Source organism: Mycobacterium sp. GA-1841, assembly GCF_001954135.1.
GTDB lineage: Bacteria > Actinomycetota > Actinomycetes > Mycobacteriales > Mycobacteriaceae > Mycobacterium.
In genome coordinates this window covers 1-17613 of record NZ_MBEQ01000114.1, presented here as the reverse complement: position 1 = coordinate 17613, position 17613 = coordinate 1, and the positions used below count along the sequence as shown (strand labels likewise).

The 17613-nt window shown below is 68.2% G+C and carries 13 protein-coding genes; 5 read left to right on the top strand and 8 right to left on the bottom strand.

Annotation, left to right across the window (positions count from 1 at the left end; genetic code table 11):
• The first annotated feature begins 21 nt into the window (after nt 1–21).
• Genes A5740_RS25830 through A5740_RS25820 form a run of 3 tightly spaced genes read left to right on the top strand, consistent with a single transcriptional unit; the run spans nt 22 to nt 2479 of the window.
• Complete coding sequence (locus A5740_RS25830; protein WP_076198896.1) at nt 22–1338, top strand: cytochrome P450; 1317 nt, start codon at nt 22–24, stop codon at nt 1336–1338.
• A 1-nt stretch (nt 1339) separates the two neighbouring features.
• A complete protein-coding gene (locus A5740_RS25825; protein WP_076198895.1) occupies nt 1340–2092 on the top strand; it encodes a maleylpyruvate isomerase family mycothiol-dependent enzyme in 753 nt (250 codons plus the stop codon).
• Between the two features lie 18 nt (nt 2093–2110).
• Nucleotides 2111–2479 carry a nuclear transport factor 2 family protein gene (locus tag A5740_RS25820; RefSeq protein WP_076199068.1) on the top strand — a complete coding sequence of 123 codons (369 nt, stop codon included), beginning with the start codon at nt 2111–2113 and terminating at the stop codon, nt 2477–2479.
• 3 nt (nt 2480–2482) lie between these two features.
• Here A5740_RS25820 and A5740_RS25815 read toward each other — a convergent pair whose 3' ends face one another.
• The 5 genes from A5740_RS25815 to A5740_RS25795 form a co-directional block, all read right to left on the bottom strand.
• On the bottom strand, nt 2483–4585 hold the full coding sequence (locus A5740_RS25815; RefSeq protein ID WP_076198893.1) for a xanthine dehydrogenase family protein molybdopterin-binding subunit: 2103 nt from the start codon (nt 4583–4585) through the stop codon (nt 2483–2485).
• A complete protein-coding gene (locus A5740_RS25810) occupies nt 4582–5577 on the bottom strand; it encodes a xanthine dehydrogenase family protein subunit M (RefSeq protein WP_076198891.1) in 996 nt (331 codons plus the stop codon). Before A5740_RS25810 ends, A5740_RS25815 begins: the two co-directional genes overlap by 4 nt.
• Nucleotides 5574–6092, bottom strand: coding sequence for a 2Fe-2S iron-sulfur cluster-binding protein (locus A5740_RS25805; RefSeq protein ID WP_076198889.1), 519 nt, complete (start codon nt 6090–6092; stop codon nt 5574–5576). Before A5740_RS25805 ends, A5740_RS25810 begins: the two co-directional genes overlap by 4 nt.
• Nucleotides 6093–6134: 42 nt before the next feature.
• Complete coding sequence (locus tag A5740_RS25800) at nt 6135–7364, bottom strand: YibE/F family protein (RefSeq protein ID WP_139335348.1); 1230 nt, start codon at nt 7362–7364, stop codon at nt 6135–6137.
• A gap of 155 nt (nt 7365–7519) precedes the next feature.
• Nucleotides 7520–8809 (bottom strand): pyridoxal phosphate-dependent aminotransferase, encoded by a 1290-nt coding sequence (locus tag A5740_RS25795; protein ID WP_076198885.1) that lies wholly within the window; start codon nt 8807–8809, stop codon nt 7520–7522.
• A gap of 214 nt (nt 8810–9023) precedes the next feature.
• Here A5740_RS25795 and A5740_RS25790 point away from each other — a divergent pair, with 214 nt between their 5' ends.
• Complete coding sequence (locus tag A5740_RS25790; RefSeq protein WP_076199066.1) at nt 9024–9254, top strand: hypothetical protein; 231 nt, start codon at nt 9024–9026, stop codon at nt 9252–9254.
• Nucleotides 9255–9315: 61 nt separating this feature from the next.
• Here A5740_RS25790 and A5740_RS25785 read toward each other — a convergent pair whose 3' ends face one another.
• From A5740_RS25785 to A5740_RS25775, 3 genes are all read right to left on the bottom strand, one after another.
• The gene (locus A5740_RS25785) at nt 9316–12444 is read right to left on the bottom strand and encodes a heterodisulfide reductase-related iron-sulfur binding cluster (RefSeq protein ID WP_083654428.1); all 3129 of its coding nucleotides are present in this window, start codon (nt 12442–12444) and stop codon (nt 9316–9318) included.
• Nucleotides 12445–12548: 104 nt separating this feature from the next.
• Nucleotides 12549–15005 carry an isoniazid response ATPase/transcriptional regulator IniR gene (gene iniR / locus A5740_RS25780; RefSeq protein WP_076198881.1) on the bottom strand — a complete coding sequence of 819 codons (2457 nt, stop codon included), beginning with the start codon at nt 15003–15005 and terminating at the stop codon, nt 12549–12551.
• Nucleotides 15006–15015: 10 nt separating this feature from the next.
• The gene (locus A5740_RS25775) at nt 15016–16812 is read right to left on the bottom strand and encodes an Hsp70 family protein (RefSeq protein ID WP_076198879.1); all 1797 of its coding nucleotides are present in this window, start codon (nt 16810–16812) and stop codon (nt 15016–15018) included.
• A 197-nt stretch (nt 16813–17009) separates the two neighbouring features.
• On the opposite strand from A5740_RS25775, the gene A5740_RS25770 reads away from it, so the two are divergent.
• Nucleotides 17010–17570, top strand: a complete 561-nt coding sequence (locus tag A5740_RS25770; RefSeq protein ID WP_076198877.1) for an IniB N-terminal domain-containing protein — start codon at nt 17010–17012, stop codon at nt 17568–17570.
• Nucleotides 17571–17613 lie beyond the last annotated feature (43 nt).

The following is a 17613-nucleotide window of genomic DNA, read 5'->3' as shown; positions in this document are numbered from 1 at the left end:
GGGCGGTCGTAGGCTCGATCCATGCGGGAACAGATCCGGTGGATGGCCATCCACGGAGTGGTTCGGGGGATGTCGGCGGTCGGGATGCGGCGCGGAGATCCGCAGGCGCGGCTGATCGCCGATCCACAGGTACGCGCCGACCCGGCGCCGTTCGCCGACGAGATGCGTCAGATCGGGCCGATCGTCCGTGGCCGTGCGGTCCTGATGACCTTTCACTACGACGTTGCCAGCGATCTGCTGCGGTCCGACGATTTCCGGGTCTCCCGGTTGGGCGGCAACCTGCCGCGTCCGCTGCGTTGGGTGGCCGACAAGACCGACACCGGCAAGCTCCACCCGCTGCTGCCACCGTCGCTGCTCGCGGTGGAACCGCCCGATCACACCCGCTACCGCAAGCTGGTCTCGTCGGTGTTCACCACCCGCGCGGTCTCGCGGTTGCGTGAGCGAGTCCAGCAGACCGCCAACGATCTGCTGGACTCGATGGAAAACGACGCCGGCGTCGTCGACATCGTGGAACGCTACTGCGCGCAGCTGCCCGTCTCGGTGATCAGCGACATCCTGGGCGTCCCCGACAGCGACCGTGCGCAGATCCTGCGCTTCGGTGAGCTCGGCGCGCCCAGCCTGGACATCGGCTTGTCCTGGCAGCAGTACCGCACGGTGAACGAGGGCATCGACGGCTTCGAAACCTGGCTGACCGAGCACCTGCGCCGGCTGCGCCGGGCTCCCGGAGACGATCTGCTCAGCGAGGTCATCAAAGCCTCCGAGGCCGGAGCGGCCGGTGAGCCGCTCGACGAGGCGGAACTGCGGGCGCTGGCCGGGTTGGTGCTGGCCGCCGGGTTCGAGACGACGGTCAACCTGTTGGGCAACGGCATCCGCATGCTGCTCGATCACCCGGAACACCTGCAGACGCTGGCGGCGCGCCCGGAGCTGTGGCCGAACACGGTGGAAGAGATCCTGCGGCTGGACTCGCCGGTGCTGATGAGCGCCCGGGCCGCCCGCGTCGACACCGAGGTGGCCGGCACCCGGGTGAAGGCGGGCGAGTTGGTGATCGTGCACCTGTCGGGAGCCAATCGAGACCCCGCGGTGTTCACCGATCCGCACCGCTTCGACATCGAGCGGGAGAACGCCGGCCGCCACCTGTCGTTCTCGGGTGGCAGGCATTTCTGCCTCGGCGCCGCCTTGGCCCGAGCCGAAGGTCACGTGGGTCTCCAGACCTTCTTCGACCGGTTCCCCGACGCCCGGATCGCCGGTGCCGCCAACCGCCGCGACACCCGGATCCTGCGCGGCTGGTCGACTCTGCCGATAGCGCTCGGAAAGGCGCGCACAGCGGTAGGTTCGTGACGTGGACTTCCGAGCTGCGCTGCTCGACCAGACCCGGATCTTCGGGGAGCTGATCGCCGCCAACGATCCCGACACACCGGTGCCATCGTGCCCGGACTGGACGCTCAAGCAACTGTTCCGCCACGTCGGCCGCGGAAACCGTTGGGCGGCACAGATCATCTCCGAGCGACGGGTCTCGCCGCTGGATCCGCGGGAGGTGCACGACGGCCGACCGCCCGACGATCCCGAGGCCGCGATCGACTGGCTCAACGCCGGCGCGGCCCAAGTACTCAAATCCGTCGACCAGGTCGGCACCGATGCCCGGGTGTGGACGTTTTTGGGGCCCAAACCCGGGGGCTGGTGGATCCGGCGGCGGCTGCATGAGGCGACGGTGCACGGGGCCGATGCGGCGCTGGCGGTGGGAACGGACTTCGATCTGTCTGCCGATCTTGCCGCCGACGCTGTCAGCGAATGGCTTGAGATCGCCACGGCCATGGCCACCAAACGGCACACCGACCCGCTCCCGTCGGGCACCAGCATCCATCTGCACGCCACCGACGACGGGCTCGGTCCGACCGGTGAGTGGACGGTGGAGCACGACGAGGACGGGCTCGGGTGGTCGCACAGTCACGGCAAGGGCAGCGTGGCATTGCGGGGCCCCGCGCGTGACCTGCTGATGGCCGTCACCCGCCGGCGCAAAGCCGGCGACCTCGGGTTGGACGTGTTCGGCGACACTGCGCTCTGGGACGCCTGGCTCGACCGCACGCCGTACTGAGTGGCGTACGTTTCGTTCATGACCACATCCGAGATCGCCACGGTTCTGGCCTGGCATGACGCCCTGAACGACAACGACGTCGACACCCTGATCACGCTGTCCAGCGACGACATCGAGTTGGGTGATGCCGACGGGGCCGCCCAGGGACATACCGCCCTGCGGGAGTGGGCATCATCAGGCGGGGCCACGGTGACACCAGGGCGGATGTATGTCCATGACGGCGTGGTCGTCGTCGAACAGACCATCATGGCCGTCGACGGCACCTCGCACACCGGCGCGGCCGCCTTCCGGGTGGTGCACGACCACGTCACCTCGGTGTTCCGCCACGACACGCTGGCCGCGGCGTTGGCCGCCACCGAGCTCACCGAAAAAGACCTCGCCGGCTGACGGTCAGGGCAGCCCGGGCAACACCTTGTCGAGGGTGACCGGGAGATCGCGGACCCGCACCCCGGTGGCGTGGTGAACAGCGTTGACCACCGCCGCGGCGGCGCCGACGATGCCGATCTCGCCCGCGCCGCGCGAACCCATCGGGTTGAGGTGCTCCTCGACCTCGTCGAGCCACATCGCGTCGATGTCGGTGACATCGGCGTGGGCGCTGATGTGATACGAGGCGAGGTCCTGCGTGACGACGTGCCCGAAGCGCGGGTCGCGAATGCTCTCCTCGTGTAATGCCATGGACAACCCCATGGTCATGCCGCCGATCAACTGGGAACGCAGGGTGCGTGCGTTGATGGCCCGGCCCACCGAGAAGACCCCGAGCATGCGCGGAATCCGGATCTCGCCGGTGTCACAGTTGACGTGGGCCTCGACGAAGTGGGCGCCGAACGATTGCACGGTGAACTTCTCGGCATCGGGATTCTGCGGCGCCTCGGCTTCCGAGGAGGCTCCGAGCGGAGGGTGATCGCCGTGCTCGCGACGAAACTGCTTGGCGGCGGCCACAATCGCCGAACCCCATGAGGTGATGCCCGAGCTGCCGCCGGCCACCGAGGCCTGCGGCAGTTCGGTGTCGCCGATGTGCAGATCGACTTCCGCGAGTGGGCATCCCAGCGCGTCGGCGGCGATCTGGGCCAACGCGGTCCACGTTCCGGTACCGATGTCGGCGGCGCCGATCTGCACGGTGTAGCGACCCTGTTCGGCGTGGCTGATCCGGGCGGTGTTGCCCTCCATCGCCATACCCGGGTAGGTGGCAGCGGCCACCCCGGTACCGATAAACCAGTTGCCGGCACGGTATTTGGCCGGACGGGGATCACGTGGCGCCCACCCGAAGCGCTCCGCCCCTACGCGCAGGCATTCGACGAGGTGGCGTCCGGACCACGGCTTGCCCGATTCGGGATCGACGTCGGGGTCGTTGCGCACGCGCAGTTCGATCGGATCCAGATTGCAGGCCACCGCGAGTTCGTCCATCGCGACCTCGGCGGCGAATGTGCCCGGACACTCACCCGGGGCGCGCATCCAGAACGGCACCGCCACGTCGAGGGCGGCCAGCCGGTGTGATGTGCGCCGGTTCGGGCTCGCGTACATCTTTCGGGAGGTGACGGCGGTCTGCTCGGCGAATTCCTTGACGGCTGAAGTCTGTTCGACGACGTCATGAGCGAAGGCGGAGATCCGGCCGTCCCGGTCCGCGCCCAACCGCAGCCGCTGGATGGTCGGGGTGCGATAGCCGACGAGGGCAAACATCTGCTGGCGGGTCAGCGCGAGTTTCACCGGTCGGCCGTCCGCCCGCTGCGCGGCCAGCAGGGCCAGGACATCGTGGGCGTGCGGTGCTCCTTTCGAGCCGAACCCGCCGCCCACGTGCGGGGCGATCACCCGCAACTGCTCGGGTTGCAGGCCCAGTATCGGAGCCAGTGTCTTGCGGACGACGTGTACTCCCTGCGTGGAGTCGTACAAAGTCACCATGGGATGTCCGGCGCGCGTCGACCACTGGGCGATGCAGGCGTGCGGCTCCATCGGATTGTTGTGCTCGATGGGTGTGCGGTAGGTCTGGTCCACCGTCACCTCGGCCGTGGCCAGCGCCGAATCCAGGTCTCCCTGCTCAGAATCCGGCGGAAACGACGGATTGACCGATTCGGGCGTGTAGAGGCCGGGATGATCCTCGCTCAGTTCGGTGTCGTGGGGTTCCTCGTGATAGGTCACGTGCACGAGATCGGAAGCCTCCCGGGCGATCTCGGCGGACGATGCCACCACGCCCCCGATGATCTGGCCACGGAAATGCACGCGGTCGTCCTGCAGGATCGCCAGCTCGCCGTCGGAGGTGTCGGCCAGAGAAGGGGCGTCGAACACGGTCAGCACGTCGAGCACCCCGTCAAGTGCGGCGGCCGCGGCGGTGTCCATCACAGTGACCCGGCCGCGCGCGATCGTGGCCTGGATCGGATGCAGGTAGACCGGATCCTCGACGCGGTGCTCGAAGGCGTAGCGCGCGGTGCCGGTGACCTTGGCCCGGCCGTCTGTGCGTTCAGTCGGTTGACCGATCGCGTGTGGTTCGAGGATCGTCATGGCCGTCTCCGCTCGGTCAACATGCGCAGTTGCGCGACGAGGGTCCGGCGGGCCAGTTCCACTTTGAACTCGTTGCCCGGCAACGGCTCGGCCTGCCTGAGCTCGGCATCGGCGGCCGCGGCGAAGTTCTCCGGCGAGGGCTGGTCGCCGCGCAGCAGCTGTTCGGCGCGCCGCGCGCGCCACGGCTTGTGCGCCACTCCACCCAAAGCGATGCGCGCCGAACCGATCTGGAACGTCGAGGTGAAAGTCAGCTCGGCGGCCACCGACACCAGCGCGAAGGCGTAGGACGCGCGATCGCGCACCTTGCGGTAGTCCGAGGCGGCGTCGGGCGCAGGGGCGGGCAACTCGACGGCGGTGATCAGGTCACCGTGTGCCAGCACCGTGTCGCGGTCGGGTTCATCGCCGGGCAGCCGGTAGAACTCGTCGACCGGGATGCGCCGCTCGCCGTCGGCGGTGTGCACCACCACCTGGGCATCCAACGCGCACATCGCCACCGCCATGTCCGACGGGTGTACCGCGACGCAGTGCGGGGAGGCGCCCAGGATCGCGTGGTAACGCACGTAGCCGCCCACCGCCGAGCAACCGCTGCCGGGTTCTCGTTTGTTGCACGGTGTGGTGACGTCTTGGAAGTACACGCATCTGGTGCGCTGCAGCAGGTTCCCGGCCGTGGTGGCCGCATTGCGCAGCTGCCCGGACGCGCCCGACAGCAGGGCCCGCGACAGCATCGGGTAATGCGAGCGGATCACCGGGTCGGCGGCCAGATCGCTGTTGCGCACATTCGCGCCGATGCGCACGCCGCCGTCGGGGGTGACGACGGTCTCGGTGAGATCGAGCCGGCTGACATCGACCAGCAGATCAGGCTCGGCCACACCGAGTTTCATGTGGTCGACGAGGTTGGTGCCGCCGGCGAGATAGGCGGCGTGCGGGTGCGTGGTGACGGTGGCCACCGCGTCTGCGGGGCTGGTGGCCACGTGATAGTCGAAAGGTTTCATCGGGTCGACGCCCGTTCGATCGCCGCGATGATGTTCGGGTATGCCGCGCAGCGGCACAGATTGCCGCTCATGCGTTCGCGGATCTCGTCCTCGGTGAGAATCGGTGGCAGTTCGAGATCGGGGGAGACGAAACTCGGGGCCCCGGCCTTGGCTTCGTCCAACATGCCGACCGCAGAACAGATCTGGCCGGGAGTGCAGTAGCCGCACTGAAAGCCGTCCTCGTCGCAGAACGACTGTGCCACCGGATGCAATTCGCCGTCCCGCTCGAGCCCGGCCGCCGTGGTGATCTGCGCCCCGTCGGCAGCAACGGCGAACGTCAGGCACGTGTTCACCCGGCGGCCGTCGAGCAGAACCGTGCACGAGCCGCACTGACCGTGGTCGCAACCCTTCTTCGGCGCAGTCACCCCCAGCTTTTCCCGCAGGGCGTCCAACAGGGTCATGCGGTTGTCCACGGACAACTGACGTCGTGATCCGTCGACCTCGAGGGTTACCTCACTGTGATGGGGCTGATTCACCGTCGCCGGGTACCCCGGGCAGGGACGGTCAAACGTGCCGGGTCACTGCCTGCTGGTTTGTGGAGTGGCGAGCACCGCGGCGATCCCCGTCGTCAACGGCACCGACAGGGCCAGCGCGATGCCACCCACAGCGGATCGGGCGATCTCGATCGCCACGCTCTCACCGGTCAGCACATCGGCCAGCGATCGGTTGGCCACGCTGAACAGCAGCAGCAGCGGCAGTGCGCTGCCGGCGTAGGCCAACACCAGGGTGTACACCGTGCTGGCGATGTGGTCACTGCCCACCCGCATCGCGCCGGTGAAGACCGACCGCCGGCTACCGCCGTGCTCCGCCAGTTCGAACACCGCCGAGGCCTGGGTGATGGTGACGTCGTTGAGCACACCGAGGGAACCGATGATGAACCCGGCCAGCAGCAGTCCGGTGATCGACACGTTGCCCATGTAGGCGGCGACCTCGTTGTTCTGGTCCTCGGACAGGCCCGTCAGATGCGCCAATTCGATTGCTGCCCAGGACAACAGCGCGGCCAGTAGCAGTGAGGTGAGCGTGCCCAGCAGTGCGGCGCTGGTGCGCAGGCTGACGCCATGGGCCAGGTAGATCACGGCGTAGAGAATGGCCGCCGAGGCCACCAGGGCCACCGGGATCGCCGGGGCTCCGTCGCGCAGCGCCGGTAACAGGAAGATCATCAATACCCCGAAGGCCACGGCGATACCGACAATGGCGCGCAGACCCCGCCAGCGGGCCACCGCGACGATCACGACCGCAAACGCCAGCGCCAGCAGAACCAGGGGCCAGGTGCGCTCGTAGTCGAAGAAGGCATAGCTCGTCGTCCCGGCCTCGTCCACCTGCCGGCTGATCCGGATATCGTCCCCGGCAACAAGATTCGGTTGTCCCGGTCCGGTGGTGAACTCCAGCAGCGTCTTGGCACCCTTGTTCGGCCCGGAGTCGATGGCCACCAGGTTCTGCACACAGGTGCCGCCCCCGGGAACGGCCGGCCTGGGTGCGGCGGTCAGGACGGCACCGGCCGACGGGCTGCCACAGTCGGCCAGCGTGCTGGACACGACATGCCCGGACTCGGTGGTGACAGCGCCCCCGGCGGCATTCTGGAACGGCAGCGGGATGTCCACCTTCTGCTGGCTGGGCCACAGCAGAGCGGCACCGGCGAGTACCGCGACACCGATGGCGACCAGCAGGCCGACCACGATGCGGGCGGCCAGTGGGCCCAGCGGAGAGGGTCCGGCCAACGAGTGGGAGTGGGAATGCGTGTGCGCCACTCGCACAGCGTAGAGGGAGCGGCTGTCGGGTTCCTGATCTCCGCGTGCGTAACGCAGTGGCGGAATCTGGCGCGATTTTCCGCCACCACGTTACGAACGCGGGCATTGCTTGCCCGTCGGACGCCTATACCGCAACAACGGGTGGTGAGTCGGCTTTACTGCCGGTAGCTGACCAGGAAGTTGCCGAGTCGCTCGATCGCCTGGGCCAGGTCCCGCGCCCACGGCAGGGTGACGATGCGCAGGTGATCCGGTGTGGGCCAGTTGAATCCGGTGCCCTGGGTCAGCAGGATCTTCTCCTGCAGCAACAGGTCGAGCACCAGTTGCTCGTCATCGTGGATGTCGTGCACCTCGGGGTCCAACCGCGGGAACGCGTACAGCGCACCGGCGGGTTTCACACAGGACACGCCGGGGATCTCGTTGAGCTTCGTCCACGCGGTGTCACGCTGCTCGAGCAGCCGGCCGCCCGGCAACACCAGATCATCGATGCTCTGATGACCGCCGAGAGCCACCTGAATGGCATGTTGGGCAGGCACATTCGGGCACAACCGCATGTTCGACAGCAGGCTGATGCCCTCGATGAAGCTGGTCGCATGCTCCTTGGGTCCGGTGATGACCAGCCAGCCGGAGCGGTAGCCGGCGACCCGGTAGGCCTTGGACAGGCCATTAAAAGTTAAACAGAGCAGGTCAGGCGCTAACGTGGCCAGGGAGATGTGCTTGGCGTCGTCATAGAGGATCTTGTCGTAGATCTCGTCGGCCAACAGCAGCAGCTGATGCTTGCGGGCCAGCTCGACGATCTGCTCCAGCGTTTCGCGGCTGTACACCGCGCCGGTGGGGTTGTTCGGGTTGATCACCACGAGAGCCTTGGTGCGTTCGGTGATCTTCGATTCGATGTCGGCGACGTCGGGATTCCAGCCCTGGGTCTCGTCACACATGTAGTGCACCGGGGTGCCGCCGGCCAGCGCGGTGGACGCCGTCCACAGCGGGTAATCCGGCGCCGGGATGAGCACCTGATCACCGTTGTCCAACAACGCCTGCAGGGTCATGGTGATGAGCTCGGAGACGCCGTTGCCCAGGTAGACGTCGTCGATGTCGAACTTGGGAAAGCCCTCGACCAGTTCGTATCGGGTGAACACGGCGCGGCGCGCACTCGCGATGCCCTTGGAGTCGGAATACCCCTGCGCATGCGGCAACGCCTGGATCATGTCGCGCATGATCACGTCGGGGGCCTCGAAGCCGAACGGCGCCGGGTTGCCGATGTTGAGCTTGAGGATGCGGTGCCCTTCAGCTTCCAGCCGGGAGGCCTGCTCGTGTACCGGCCCACGGATCTCGTACAGGACATCCTGCAATTTCGTGGACTGGGCAAACGTACGCGGCTTCGGGTGCTGTCCGGTCTGCCACGGCAACTGATGGGTAGTCACGATCACCATGGTCTCATCACCGTCCACTGATTTTGGAATTTGTCGATGTCGGAGGTGGCGGGCACCACAATCAGCCGGCGTCGATTCTGCGATTCGTGTGCCAAACCGCTGTGGAGTCGCTTGGGCCGGCGAGCATCGGGCAAACACTTGGGAAACGATGGTGGCACATCTACAGCGCGCGGATTCCCCAGGTCAGACGGGGTGGTTCCGGGCCACATCACTCAACCCGATCGGCAATCACATGACATCCCACTTCCTGCGGGCCAACAGCCTGGCCACCGTCCTGGGCGGCAGCGCCCTCATCGCGATGGGCGTGATCGGTGCACCTTTCGTCAATGCACCCGACGGCCAGGGCCTCATCCCCAGCAGCAAGATGACCCTCGGCGAGACCACGACCGTCACCAATTCCGGAACCGTCGTACCCATCGTCGCGGCCCCGCCCGTCAAGGCCAAGCCGTACGGGAAAGGCTGACCCCGAAACGCCGAACGGCCACCTCCGCAACAGAGGTGGCCGTTCGGTGCGTCAGGAACTTCTAGCGCTTACCGGGACGCTTGGCGCCGGGCTTGATGCCCAGGCCGACGACCGGAGGTTCCGGCTTGGCGGGCTCGGCGGCCTCGGCAGACGTCTCGGCGGGCTTCTCAGCTGCCGGTTCCGGCGTCTCATCGGCGGCAGGAGCGGCAGGAGCGGCAGGAGCGGCAGGAGCGGCAGGAGCCGGGGCAGCCGGAGCGGCCGGCTTGGCCGCCTTCTTGGCACCCGGACGACGTGCGCCTGCGGCGATGCCGAGACCCACGACCGGCGGTTCCGCCTTGGCCGGCTCGGCGGCCTCGGGAGCAGCAGCCGGTGCCTCGGCGGCCGGAGCGGCAGGTGCCGCCGGAGCCTGAGCAGCTGCAGGAGCTGCCTTCTTGGCGCCCGGACGCTTCGCGCCGGCCGCCAAGCCCAGCCCCTTCACCGGAGCAGCCGGAGCCGCCGGGGCGGCAGGGGCTTCAGCGGGTGCTTCGGCAGCCGGTGCGGCCGACGCGGCGGGAGCTGCAGCCTTCTTGGCACCGGGACGCTTGGCGCCACCCGCGATACCAAGCCCCTTGACCGGAGCCGCCGGGGCGGCAGGGGCTTCAGCGGGAGCTTCGGCAGCCGGTGCGGCCGACGCGGCGGGAGCTGCAGCCTTCTTGGCGCCCGGACGCTTCGCGCCGCCCGCCATGCCCAGCCCCTTGACCGGGGCCGCAGCCGCAGCCGGTGCGGCCGGTGCTTCGGCAGCAGGTGCAGCTTCGGCAGGGGCAGCTTCCTCGGCGGGAGCCGGTGCCGGTGCCGCGGCTGCCGCCTTGGCCTCGGCTTCGGCGCGGGGCTCGGCCCGCTTCTCGGATTCCTTTGCCGCCGTGCCCTTCTCGGGCAGCGTGATGGCGCTCTTGTCCAGCGAGTTCAGCAGCAGCTGGGCCACGTCGAGCACTTCGGCCTTCTCGACGTTGCGGGCAGCGGCCACGTCGTCGACACCGTCGGTGATCATCACGCGGCAGAACGGGCAGCCGGTCGCGATGGTCGAGGCGGTGTCCATCGCCTCTTCGGTGCGCTCCACGTTCACGCGCTTGCCGATGTGCTCTTCCATCCACATGCGCGCGCCACCGGCACCACAGCACAGGCCGCGGTCGGCGTGGCGGGGCATTTCCTTCAGCGTCACGCCGGAGGCCTCGACCAGCTCACGCGGAGCCTCGTAGACCTTGTTGTGGCGACCCAGGAAGCACGGGTCGTGGTAGGTGACCTCGGGGCCGCCGGTGGACTTGACCGGCACCAGCTTCTTGTCCCGCACCAGGCGGTTCAGCAGCTGCGTGTGGTGCACGACGGTGTAGTTGGCACCCAGCTGCGGGTACTCGCGGCCGATCGTGTTGAAGCAGTGCGGGCAGGTGACGATGATCTTGCGGTCGACCGTCTCGACACCCTCGAACAGCTCGTTGATGGTCTCGACGTTCTGCGCGGCCAGCTGCTGGAACAGGAACTCGTTGCCGGAGCGGCGAGCCGAGTCACCGGTACAGGTCTCACCGGTGCCCAGCACCAGGAACTTCACGCCCGAGGCGGCCAGCAGTTCGGCGACGGCCTTGGTGGTCTTCTTGGCCCGGTCCTCGTAGGCGCCGGCGCAGCCGACCCAGAACAGGTATTCGAAGCCGTCGAAGCTCTCCACGTCCTCGCCGTAGACCGGGACGTCGAAGTCGACCTCGTCGATCCAGTTGGTGCGGTCCTTGGCGTTCTGGCCCCAGGGGTTGCCCTTGGTCTCCAGGTTCTTGAACAGCACACCGAGCTCACCGGGGAACTCAGACTCGACCATGACCTGGTAGCGGCGCATGTCGACGATGTGGTCGATGTGCTCGATGTCCACCGGGCACTGCTCGACGCAGGCGCCACAGTTGGTGCAGGACCACAGCACGTCGGGGTCGATCACACCGCCCTGCTCCTCGGTGCCAACCAGTGGGCGCAGCGCCTGCTCGGGGCCGGAACCGGTGATGCGTTCGTAGCCGTCCTCGGGCACCCCGTGCCTGTGCTCGTTGGGCCCGAGCTCGGCGAAGTCGACCGAGCCCTCTTCGGGCATCGGCTTGCCCTCGATGATGTAGGGCGCCTTGGCGAACAGGTGATCGCGCAGGTTCATGATCACGAGCTTGGGAGACAGCGGCTTGCCGGTGTTCCACGCCGGGCACTGCGACTGGCAACGACCGCACTCGGTGCAGGTCGCCATGTCGAGGTTGCCCTTCCAGGTGAAGTCCTCGATCTTGCCGCGGCCGAACACCGCGTCCTCGGCGGGATCCTCGAAGTCGATCTTCTCGCCCTTGTGCTCCATCGGCAGCAGCGGGCCGAGGCCGTCGGGCAGGCGCTTGAAGGTGACGTTGATCGGGGCCAGACCGATGTGCAGGTGCTTGGAGTGCAGCACGATCAGCAGGAAGGCCAGCATGACGCCCAGGTGGGCGAGCAGTGCGATGGTCTCCAGCCACACGTTGGCGGTGTGACCGAGCGGCGCCAGCAGCGCGGCCATGCCGTCCGAGAAGAAGGCGCCGGACTGATACGGGAAGTCTTCGCCCAGGACGTTGACGGCAGCGCCGCGGAAAATCGCGTAGGTCAGGATGACCAGGAAGATCATGTAGAGGATCTGCCAGGCGCCGCCGTTGTGTGAGCCGTAGAAGCGGGATTCGCGGCCCAGCTGCTCGGGATTCTTCCGGATTCGGATGATCGCGAACACGATGATGCCGGCCAGCACCGCCGCGGCGAAGAAGTCCTGTAGGAAGCCCAGCACCGGCCAGCGGCCAACGAGCGGAATGTGGAATTCGGGGTTGAAGAGGACGCCGTAGGCCTCGAGGTACACCGTGGCCAGGACGAAGAAGCCCCACATCGTGAAGAAGTGCGCGAGACCGGGGATCGACCATTTCAGGAGCTTCGACTGGGCGAAGACTTCCTTGTTCTGGTTGAGGAAACGCTGGACGAGTTTGTCCTTGCGGCCGCGCTCGTCGCCGACCGTCTGCCCGGAGCTGATCAGCTTGGTCAGCCACAGTATCCGCTTGGCGGCAAACACCAGCACGATGAGCGTGGCGAGCACACCCAGAACCAGCCGCGTCAAAACCAGGGTGTGTTCGAGACTCTCCACAGAAACGCCTCCATTTCGCGAGTTACCGGTCGGTAACTTGAGCATAGTTACCCGTCGGTAACTTAGCTTCCTTCAGCTCATAGTGACATTTAGGAGTTTCTTACCGCTACCGAGGCTTACCTAAGTTGGAGGCCACTGTGGTGGAGCTCTCAGCCTTGCGGGGTCAACATCGCCCGCAATAGCGACAGCATTTCCGTGCGCGATTCCGCGCCGAGACGCCGACGAATCCGGGCCACATGGTGTTCGACGGTCTTCGCGGAAATAAACAATTGACTGCCGATGTCGCGGTACGGCATCCCGAGCAGAAGCAGCTCGGCCACCTCGCGTTCGCGGTCGGACAACTTGGTCGAGGCCGGGGCCGAGACGGTCTGGGCGGCAGCGCCACTCGGAGTCCCTGAGTGTCCCGGGCCGATCTCGATCTCTTCGGCCACGGCCGTCTGCTTCAGATCGCGGGCCAACTGCAGCATCGCCTGCGACACCCGGGCGTCCGGCGTCTGCAACGCGGCCTGGCTGGCCAGCCGGGTGCCGTCCCAGGTGAGACCGAACTGCGCCAGCGCCCGTGCCGCCGACGTCACCTCGTCGGTGTCGACGTGGTTGGCCAGCACCCGCAGCCAGGTCCGGCCGGCGTTGGCCAACGCCCGGGCGAACATGCTCTGGGCGGCCGCGGCGGTCAGCGCCTGCCCGTGCGGCGCGACCGCCCCTGGCGAATTGGCCAGGATCCCGGCATGTACGCCGGCCCAGTGCAGCGGCACCGACCACAACACCGGGTTGCCGAGCGATTCGAGCAGGTGCCATGCCTCGGCCAGGGTGTGCTGCAGGCGGTCCACCTGGCGCATGCGGGCGGCGGCCACCCACAGCTCGCCCAGCGGCAGCAGGGAGAACAGGTCGATCGAATACTCGGCGAGCACTTCCATCGCGGCGTACCAGTGCTTCTGCACGGCGCCGCTGTCCCCGCTGCGGCGAGCGATCGCGGTGCGCAGCGCCGCAGCCCACAAGGCCTCCCGCCGGTGCAGGCCCGCGCCGGCTTCCGCGGCCGCCGCGTCGGCCGCGGCCGAGCCGAGCTGACCATCCTGCATCTTCACCCAGCCCAGCAACAACCGATGCCGGGCCGCACTGAAGGCACTGAAGGCTTCATCCGTCGCGCCCTCGACGCGCACCGCTCGGCTGATCACACTGCGGGCCCGAACCGGGTCGCCGCCGTGCAGGGCTGCCAGCGTGACCAACGCCGCGGGAGTGTCGGGGGTGACCCCACCGGATCGGTATTCGGCAGCCACCGCCTGACCGAGCCGAGCCACCGTCACCGCGAATGGCTGATCCAGCGACAGCACCAAACCGTCGGCCAGGCTGTGGGCGGCCCGCGCCGTCGAGGTGGGCGGGCCGGTCATCTCGGAACGCGACGACGCCCGCGCGGCCCCGGCGTCCCCGGCGGCCAGGAAGGCAGTCGCGCCGGCCGAACTGATCACCGTGTCGGGATAGGGACCGAGCCAGCGGAACAGGTCGGCGGCCTGGGCCGCGTTGCCGTCGTGCATGGCGATACTGGCCGCGATCCGTACCGCGGTGGCCCGCTCGGCCGAGTCCTCCGAACTGAGCAGCTCATCGGCCATCCGGGCCGCGCCGGCGCAATCGCCGGCCAACGCCAACGCATCCGCCAACCGGGTGTTCGCCGCGGCCGCCCCGGCCGTGACCGCGGCGCGGTACAGCCGGGCTGCCCGCGCCGGCTGAGCTCCGGCGGCGCGCTCGGCCAGTACCTCGGCCAGCCGATCGTCGCGCAAACCATGTTCGGCCAGGGCCAACGCGAGGTCGGTCGACAGCGTGGAGAGCTCCAATTGTGAAGTGAGCAGCGAAGTTTCGATCTCATGGTGGCGGGCGGCGCCGGCGATCTGAGCGAGGGACTCATGCACCAGGTGCCGGAAGCGCCGGTCGTGCGAGGGCTCGACCAACCCACCGGCTCGGGCCTGATCGACCAGGGCCGAAGCTCGGTCGCCGGACAACCGCAGCGCCGCAGCTACGTCGTCGGGTCCGAGATCCTGGCTCAGCGACAGGATCAGCAGCGCATCGCGGGTGTCTTCTCCGACGCGGCGCAACCGTTGCAGCAGCGCGTACCGGGCCCCGTCCACAGGTGCGTCGACGGCATCGGCGGCGGCGTGCAAGAGAAACGGTAGTCCCGCCGTCACCGCCGAGACCGATCGCACGGTATCCGCAGTTGCCGCTACCCCCAGCGCCGCGGCCAGCGTCCGGTTCGCCTCGGTGCTCCCCAGCGGTCCGAGTCGGACCACCGGGTTCTCCCGCTCCAGCGCGGTGGTCAGCGTGTCCAGGGGCCGACGTTGGGTCAGCGGCTCGGCGGCCACCACGACCGTCGACCCCGGGTCGGCGACTCGCTCAGCGAGACAATCGATTTCGTCATCGGTCAGCAGATGTGCGTCGTCGACGACGAACGCTGCCTCCGGTGCGTCACCCGGTCGGGGTGCGCGGGTGAGCACGGTGCGACCTGCCTCCCGCAGTGTGCTCCGGATCTCGGCGAGTGTCGTGCTCTTCCCCGTGCCGATGCCACCGGACACCAGCAGCTTGACGGGTGCAGACGGGTCGGTCAGCACCGGGGCGGTCATCAGCGTCCGCCTAGGCGCCGTCGTCAGAAGCCTCGGCTGCGGTCGTAGTGACCGGCGCCTGGGTGGTGGTCGGCGGGTTGGTCGTCGTCGGCGGCTGCGTCGTGGTCGGTGGCTGCGTGGTCGTGGTGGTGCGGGTGGTCGTGGTGGTCGGCGGGGTAGTGGTCGTGGTGGTCGTCGTGGTGGTCGTTGTGGTCGTTGTGGTCGGACTGGTGGTGGTCGTGGTTTCCGACGCCGACGTGGTGGTCTCCGGTGGTGGCGGCGGGGGTGCGATGACCGTGGTGGTCTCGATCCCGTCCGGGCCCTGGGTCACGGTGGTGACAGGCTCCGGCGGTGGGCCTTCGGGGGAGGGGCCCATCGAATAGGTCGTGCTGGTCTCGGTGACCGGTGTCGAATCCCCTTCTGAGGCAGTCAAGGTCACCGCCAGACCGCCGGCCGCCAGGAGGACGGCCGCAGCGGCCGCGCCGAACAGGATCGGCGGGCGTTTGTACCAGGGCAGCGGCGCCGGCTCGGTGTCGTACGCCTCCTCTTCGTGACTGAACTCCACCGGGGGCCGCGCCGCGGTCGCCTCCGGGGAGGTCACGTAGTCGCCGCCGGCGTACGGGACCGGTTCGTTACCGGGTGCGTCGTCCTGTGACCAGGCCAGGGCCCCGACGTTCTCGGCATCGCCACCGGCCGCGGCCTGGGCTGCGGTCGCGCCTGCCGCCCAGGCGGCCGGGCCCATGCTCGTCGGAGCCATGCCGGTGGGCGCGTCGGCGGCTAACACCTCGGGGGCCATGCCAGTCGGTGCACCGGCATCGGCGACGGTCTCGGCCACCAATGCGGCGCCGACGGCGGCGCCGAGTTGAGGCTGCGGGGCGGTCACCACCGGCGCCCGCAGGTGTTCCGACAACCGCTGGGTCACCAGGGGGATGGCCGCACCGCCGCCGACGGTAGCCACCGCGTTGACGCTGGACAGCGCAATGTTGTTGCGCTGCAAGGTGTCCGATATGACGTCCAGGAGTCCGGTCAGCGGTGGGGACATGAGTTGCTCGAGTTCCGGCCGGGTCACCCGGACATCGCCGGTGTATCCGGGCAACTCGACGGGGATCGCTGTCGCGGTGTCGGCGGACAGTCGTTCCTTGGCCTGACGGCACTCGGACCGCAACCGGGCGAGCGAACCCACAGCCGCGGTGCCCCCCGGATCGGCATCGTTGGCGGTGGCCACACCGCTGAGCACATGGTTGAGCAACGCCTGGTCGATGAGATCGCCGGAGAAATCGGCATGGCGCACGGTCTGTCCGACCGGTGTGAGACCCGCCCCGGCGTCGGCCAACGTCACGCTGGTCCCACTGCCACCGAAGTCGCACAACACCACCACGCCGTCAGCGGGCAGCCCCGGTTCGGTTCGCAGCGCCGCCAGCGCGGTGAGGGCGTCGGAGACCAGGGTCGGCGGAACACCGTCGGGTGTCAGCGCACGCTTGTTGCGCAGCGCACCCCGCAACGCGCCGACGGTACTCGGACCCCAATGCGCCGGCACGGCGATCGTGACAGGGTTGCCGCCTCCGACGGCACGGGCCAACACCTCGAGTGCCTCGGCCAGCACCAGCTCTCCCCGGTGTTGTGACCCGTCGGCCGCGACCAGCGGCACCGGGTCACCGACCCGCTCCACGAAACCGGCCAGCGGTAGACCGCTTCCGGTGTACTCGCCAACTTCCGGAGCACGGTCGTTGTGCAGGGTGAGAATCGATCGGCGGATCACCGGTGGGCGGCCTTCGCGGGCTGCCACCAGGTTGGTCATCCCGATCGACAACCCCAGTGAGTCGGTCATCAGGCGTCACTCCCGTTGTCTCGGCCGACATTCACCCTAACCGCTCCGATCCCCCGGGCCCGGAATTGATCCCCTAGTGGCGTCGATCCCCTAATGGTCATCCCCCTAATCACGTGCGGTCAGGGGTGGGATCGGCACCGATCCCAGCCGGCTCACAGCTGGCTAGCATTCGAATCGAACCGTTGAGGAGGTGGAGCATGGCGAACTCGTTGCTGGACTTTGTCATGTCGCTGGTACGCGACCCCGACGCGGCAGCCCGCTACGCCGCCGATCCGGCCCAGGCCATCGCCGACGCCCACCTGACCGATGTGACCAGCGCGGACGTCAACAATCTGATCCCGGTCGTGTCGGAATCGCTGTCCATGTCCGGCACCAACGCCGGATTCGGTGACGGCGGTACCGCCGATCCGGGCGGCAACGTCTGGGCCAGCGGTGCGGCCACGGCAGCGTTCGACGCCTTCGGTGACCACGTGCCGCTCGACACGGCCCACGACGCCTGGGATGCAGCGGCCGGGCCGGTGATCAACCAGTCGGAGTCGACAGACGATCTGGTATCTGCAGTGTCGTCAGCGTCTTCGGTGATCGACGACATCGGTCCGTTGCACCAGCCGTTGGACGATCCGTCGCAGCAGTTCGACGACGCCGTGACCGCCGATCCGGGAATCGTCGATCCGACACCGGCCCCGGACTGGTCCCATGCGGGCGTCGACGACCACCACCACCCCGACAACGCCGGCGGATTCGACATCTTCGACTGAGTTCTGCCCTCCCGCGATGAGCGCACGACCACTTGGGTCGGTC

What these genes read in the sequence shown, in the direction of transcription:
- A5740_RS25810 (WP_076198891.1), bottom strand. Translation starts at nt 5,577, where the DNA reads ATGAAACCTTTCGACTATCACGTGGCCACCAGCCCCGCAGACGCGGTG.
- A5740_RS25770 (WP_076198877.1), top strand. Translation starts at nt 17,010, where the DNA reads ATGGCGAACTCGTTGCTGGACTTTGTCATGTCGCTGGTACGCGACCCC.
- A5740_RS25790 (WP_076199066.1), top strand. Translation starts at nt 9,024, where the DNA reads ATGACATCCCACTTCCTGCGGGCCAACAGCCTGGCCACCGTCCTGGGC.
- A5740_RS25820 (WP_076199068.1), top strand. Translation starts at nt 2,111, where the DNA reads ATGACCACATCCGAGATCGCCACGGTTCTGGCCTGGCATGACGCCCTG.
- iniR (WP_076198881.1), bottom strand. Translation starts at nt 15,005, where the DNA reads ATGACCGCCCCGGTGCTGACCGACCCGTCTGCACCCGTCAAGCTGCTG.
- A5740_RS25775 (WP_076198879.1), bottom strand. Translation starts at nt 16,812, where the DNA reads ATGACCGACTCACTGGGGTTGTCGATCGGGATGACCAACCTGGTGGCA.
- A5740_RS25815 (WP_076198893.1), bottom strand. Translation starts at nt 4,585, where the DNA reads ATGACGATCCTCGAACCACACGCGATCGGTCAACCGACTGAACGCACA.
- A5740_RS25830 (WP_076198896.1), top strand. Translation starts at nt 22, where the DNA reads ATGCGGGAACAGATCCGGTGGATGGCCATCCACGGAGTGGTTCGGGGG.
- A5740_RS25785 (WP_083654428.1), bottom strand. Translation starts at nt 12,444, where the DNA reads ATGCTCAAGTTACCGACCGGTAACTCGCGAAATGGAGGCGTTTCTGTG.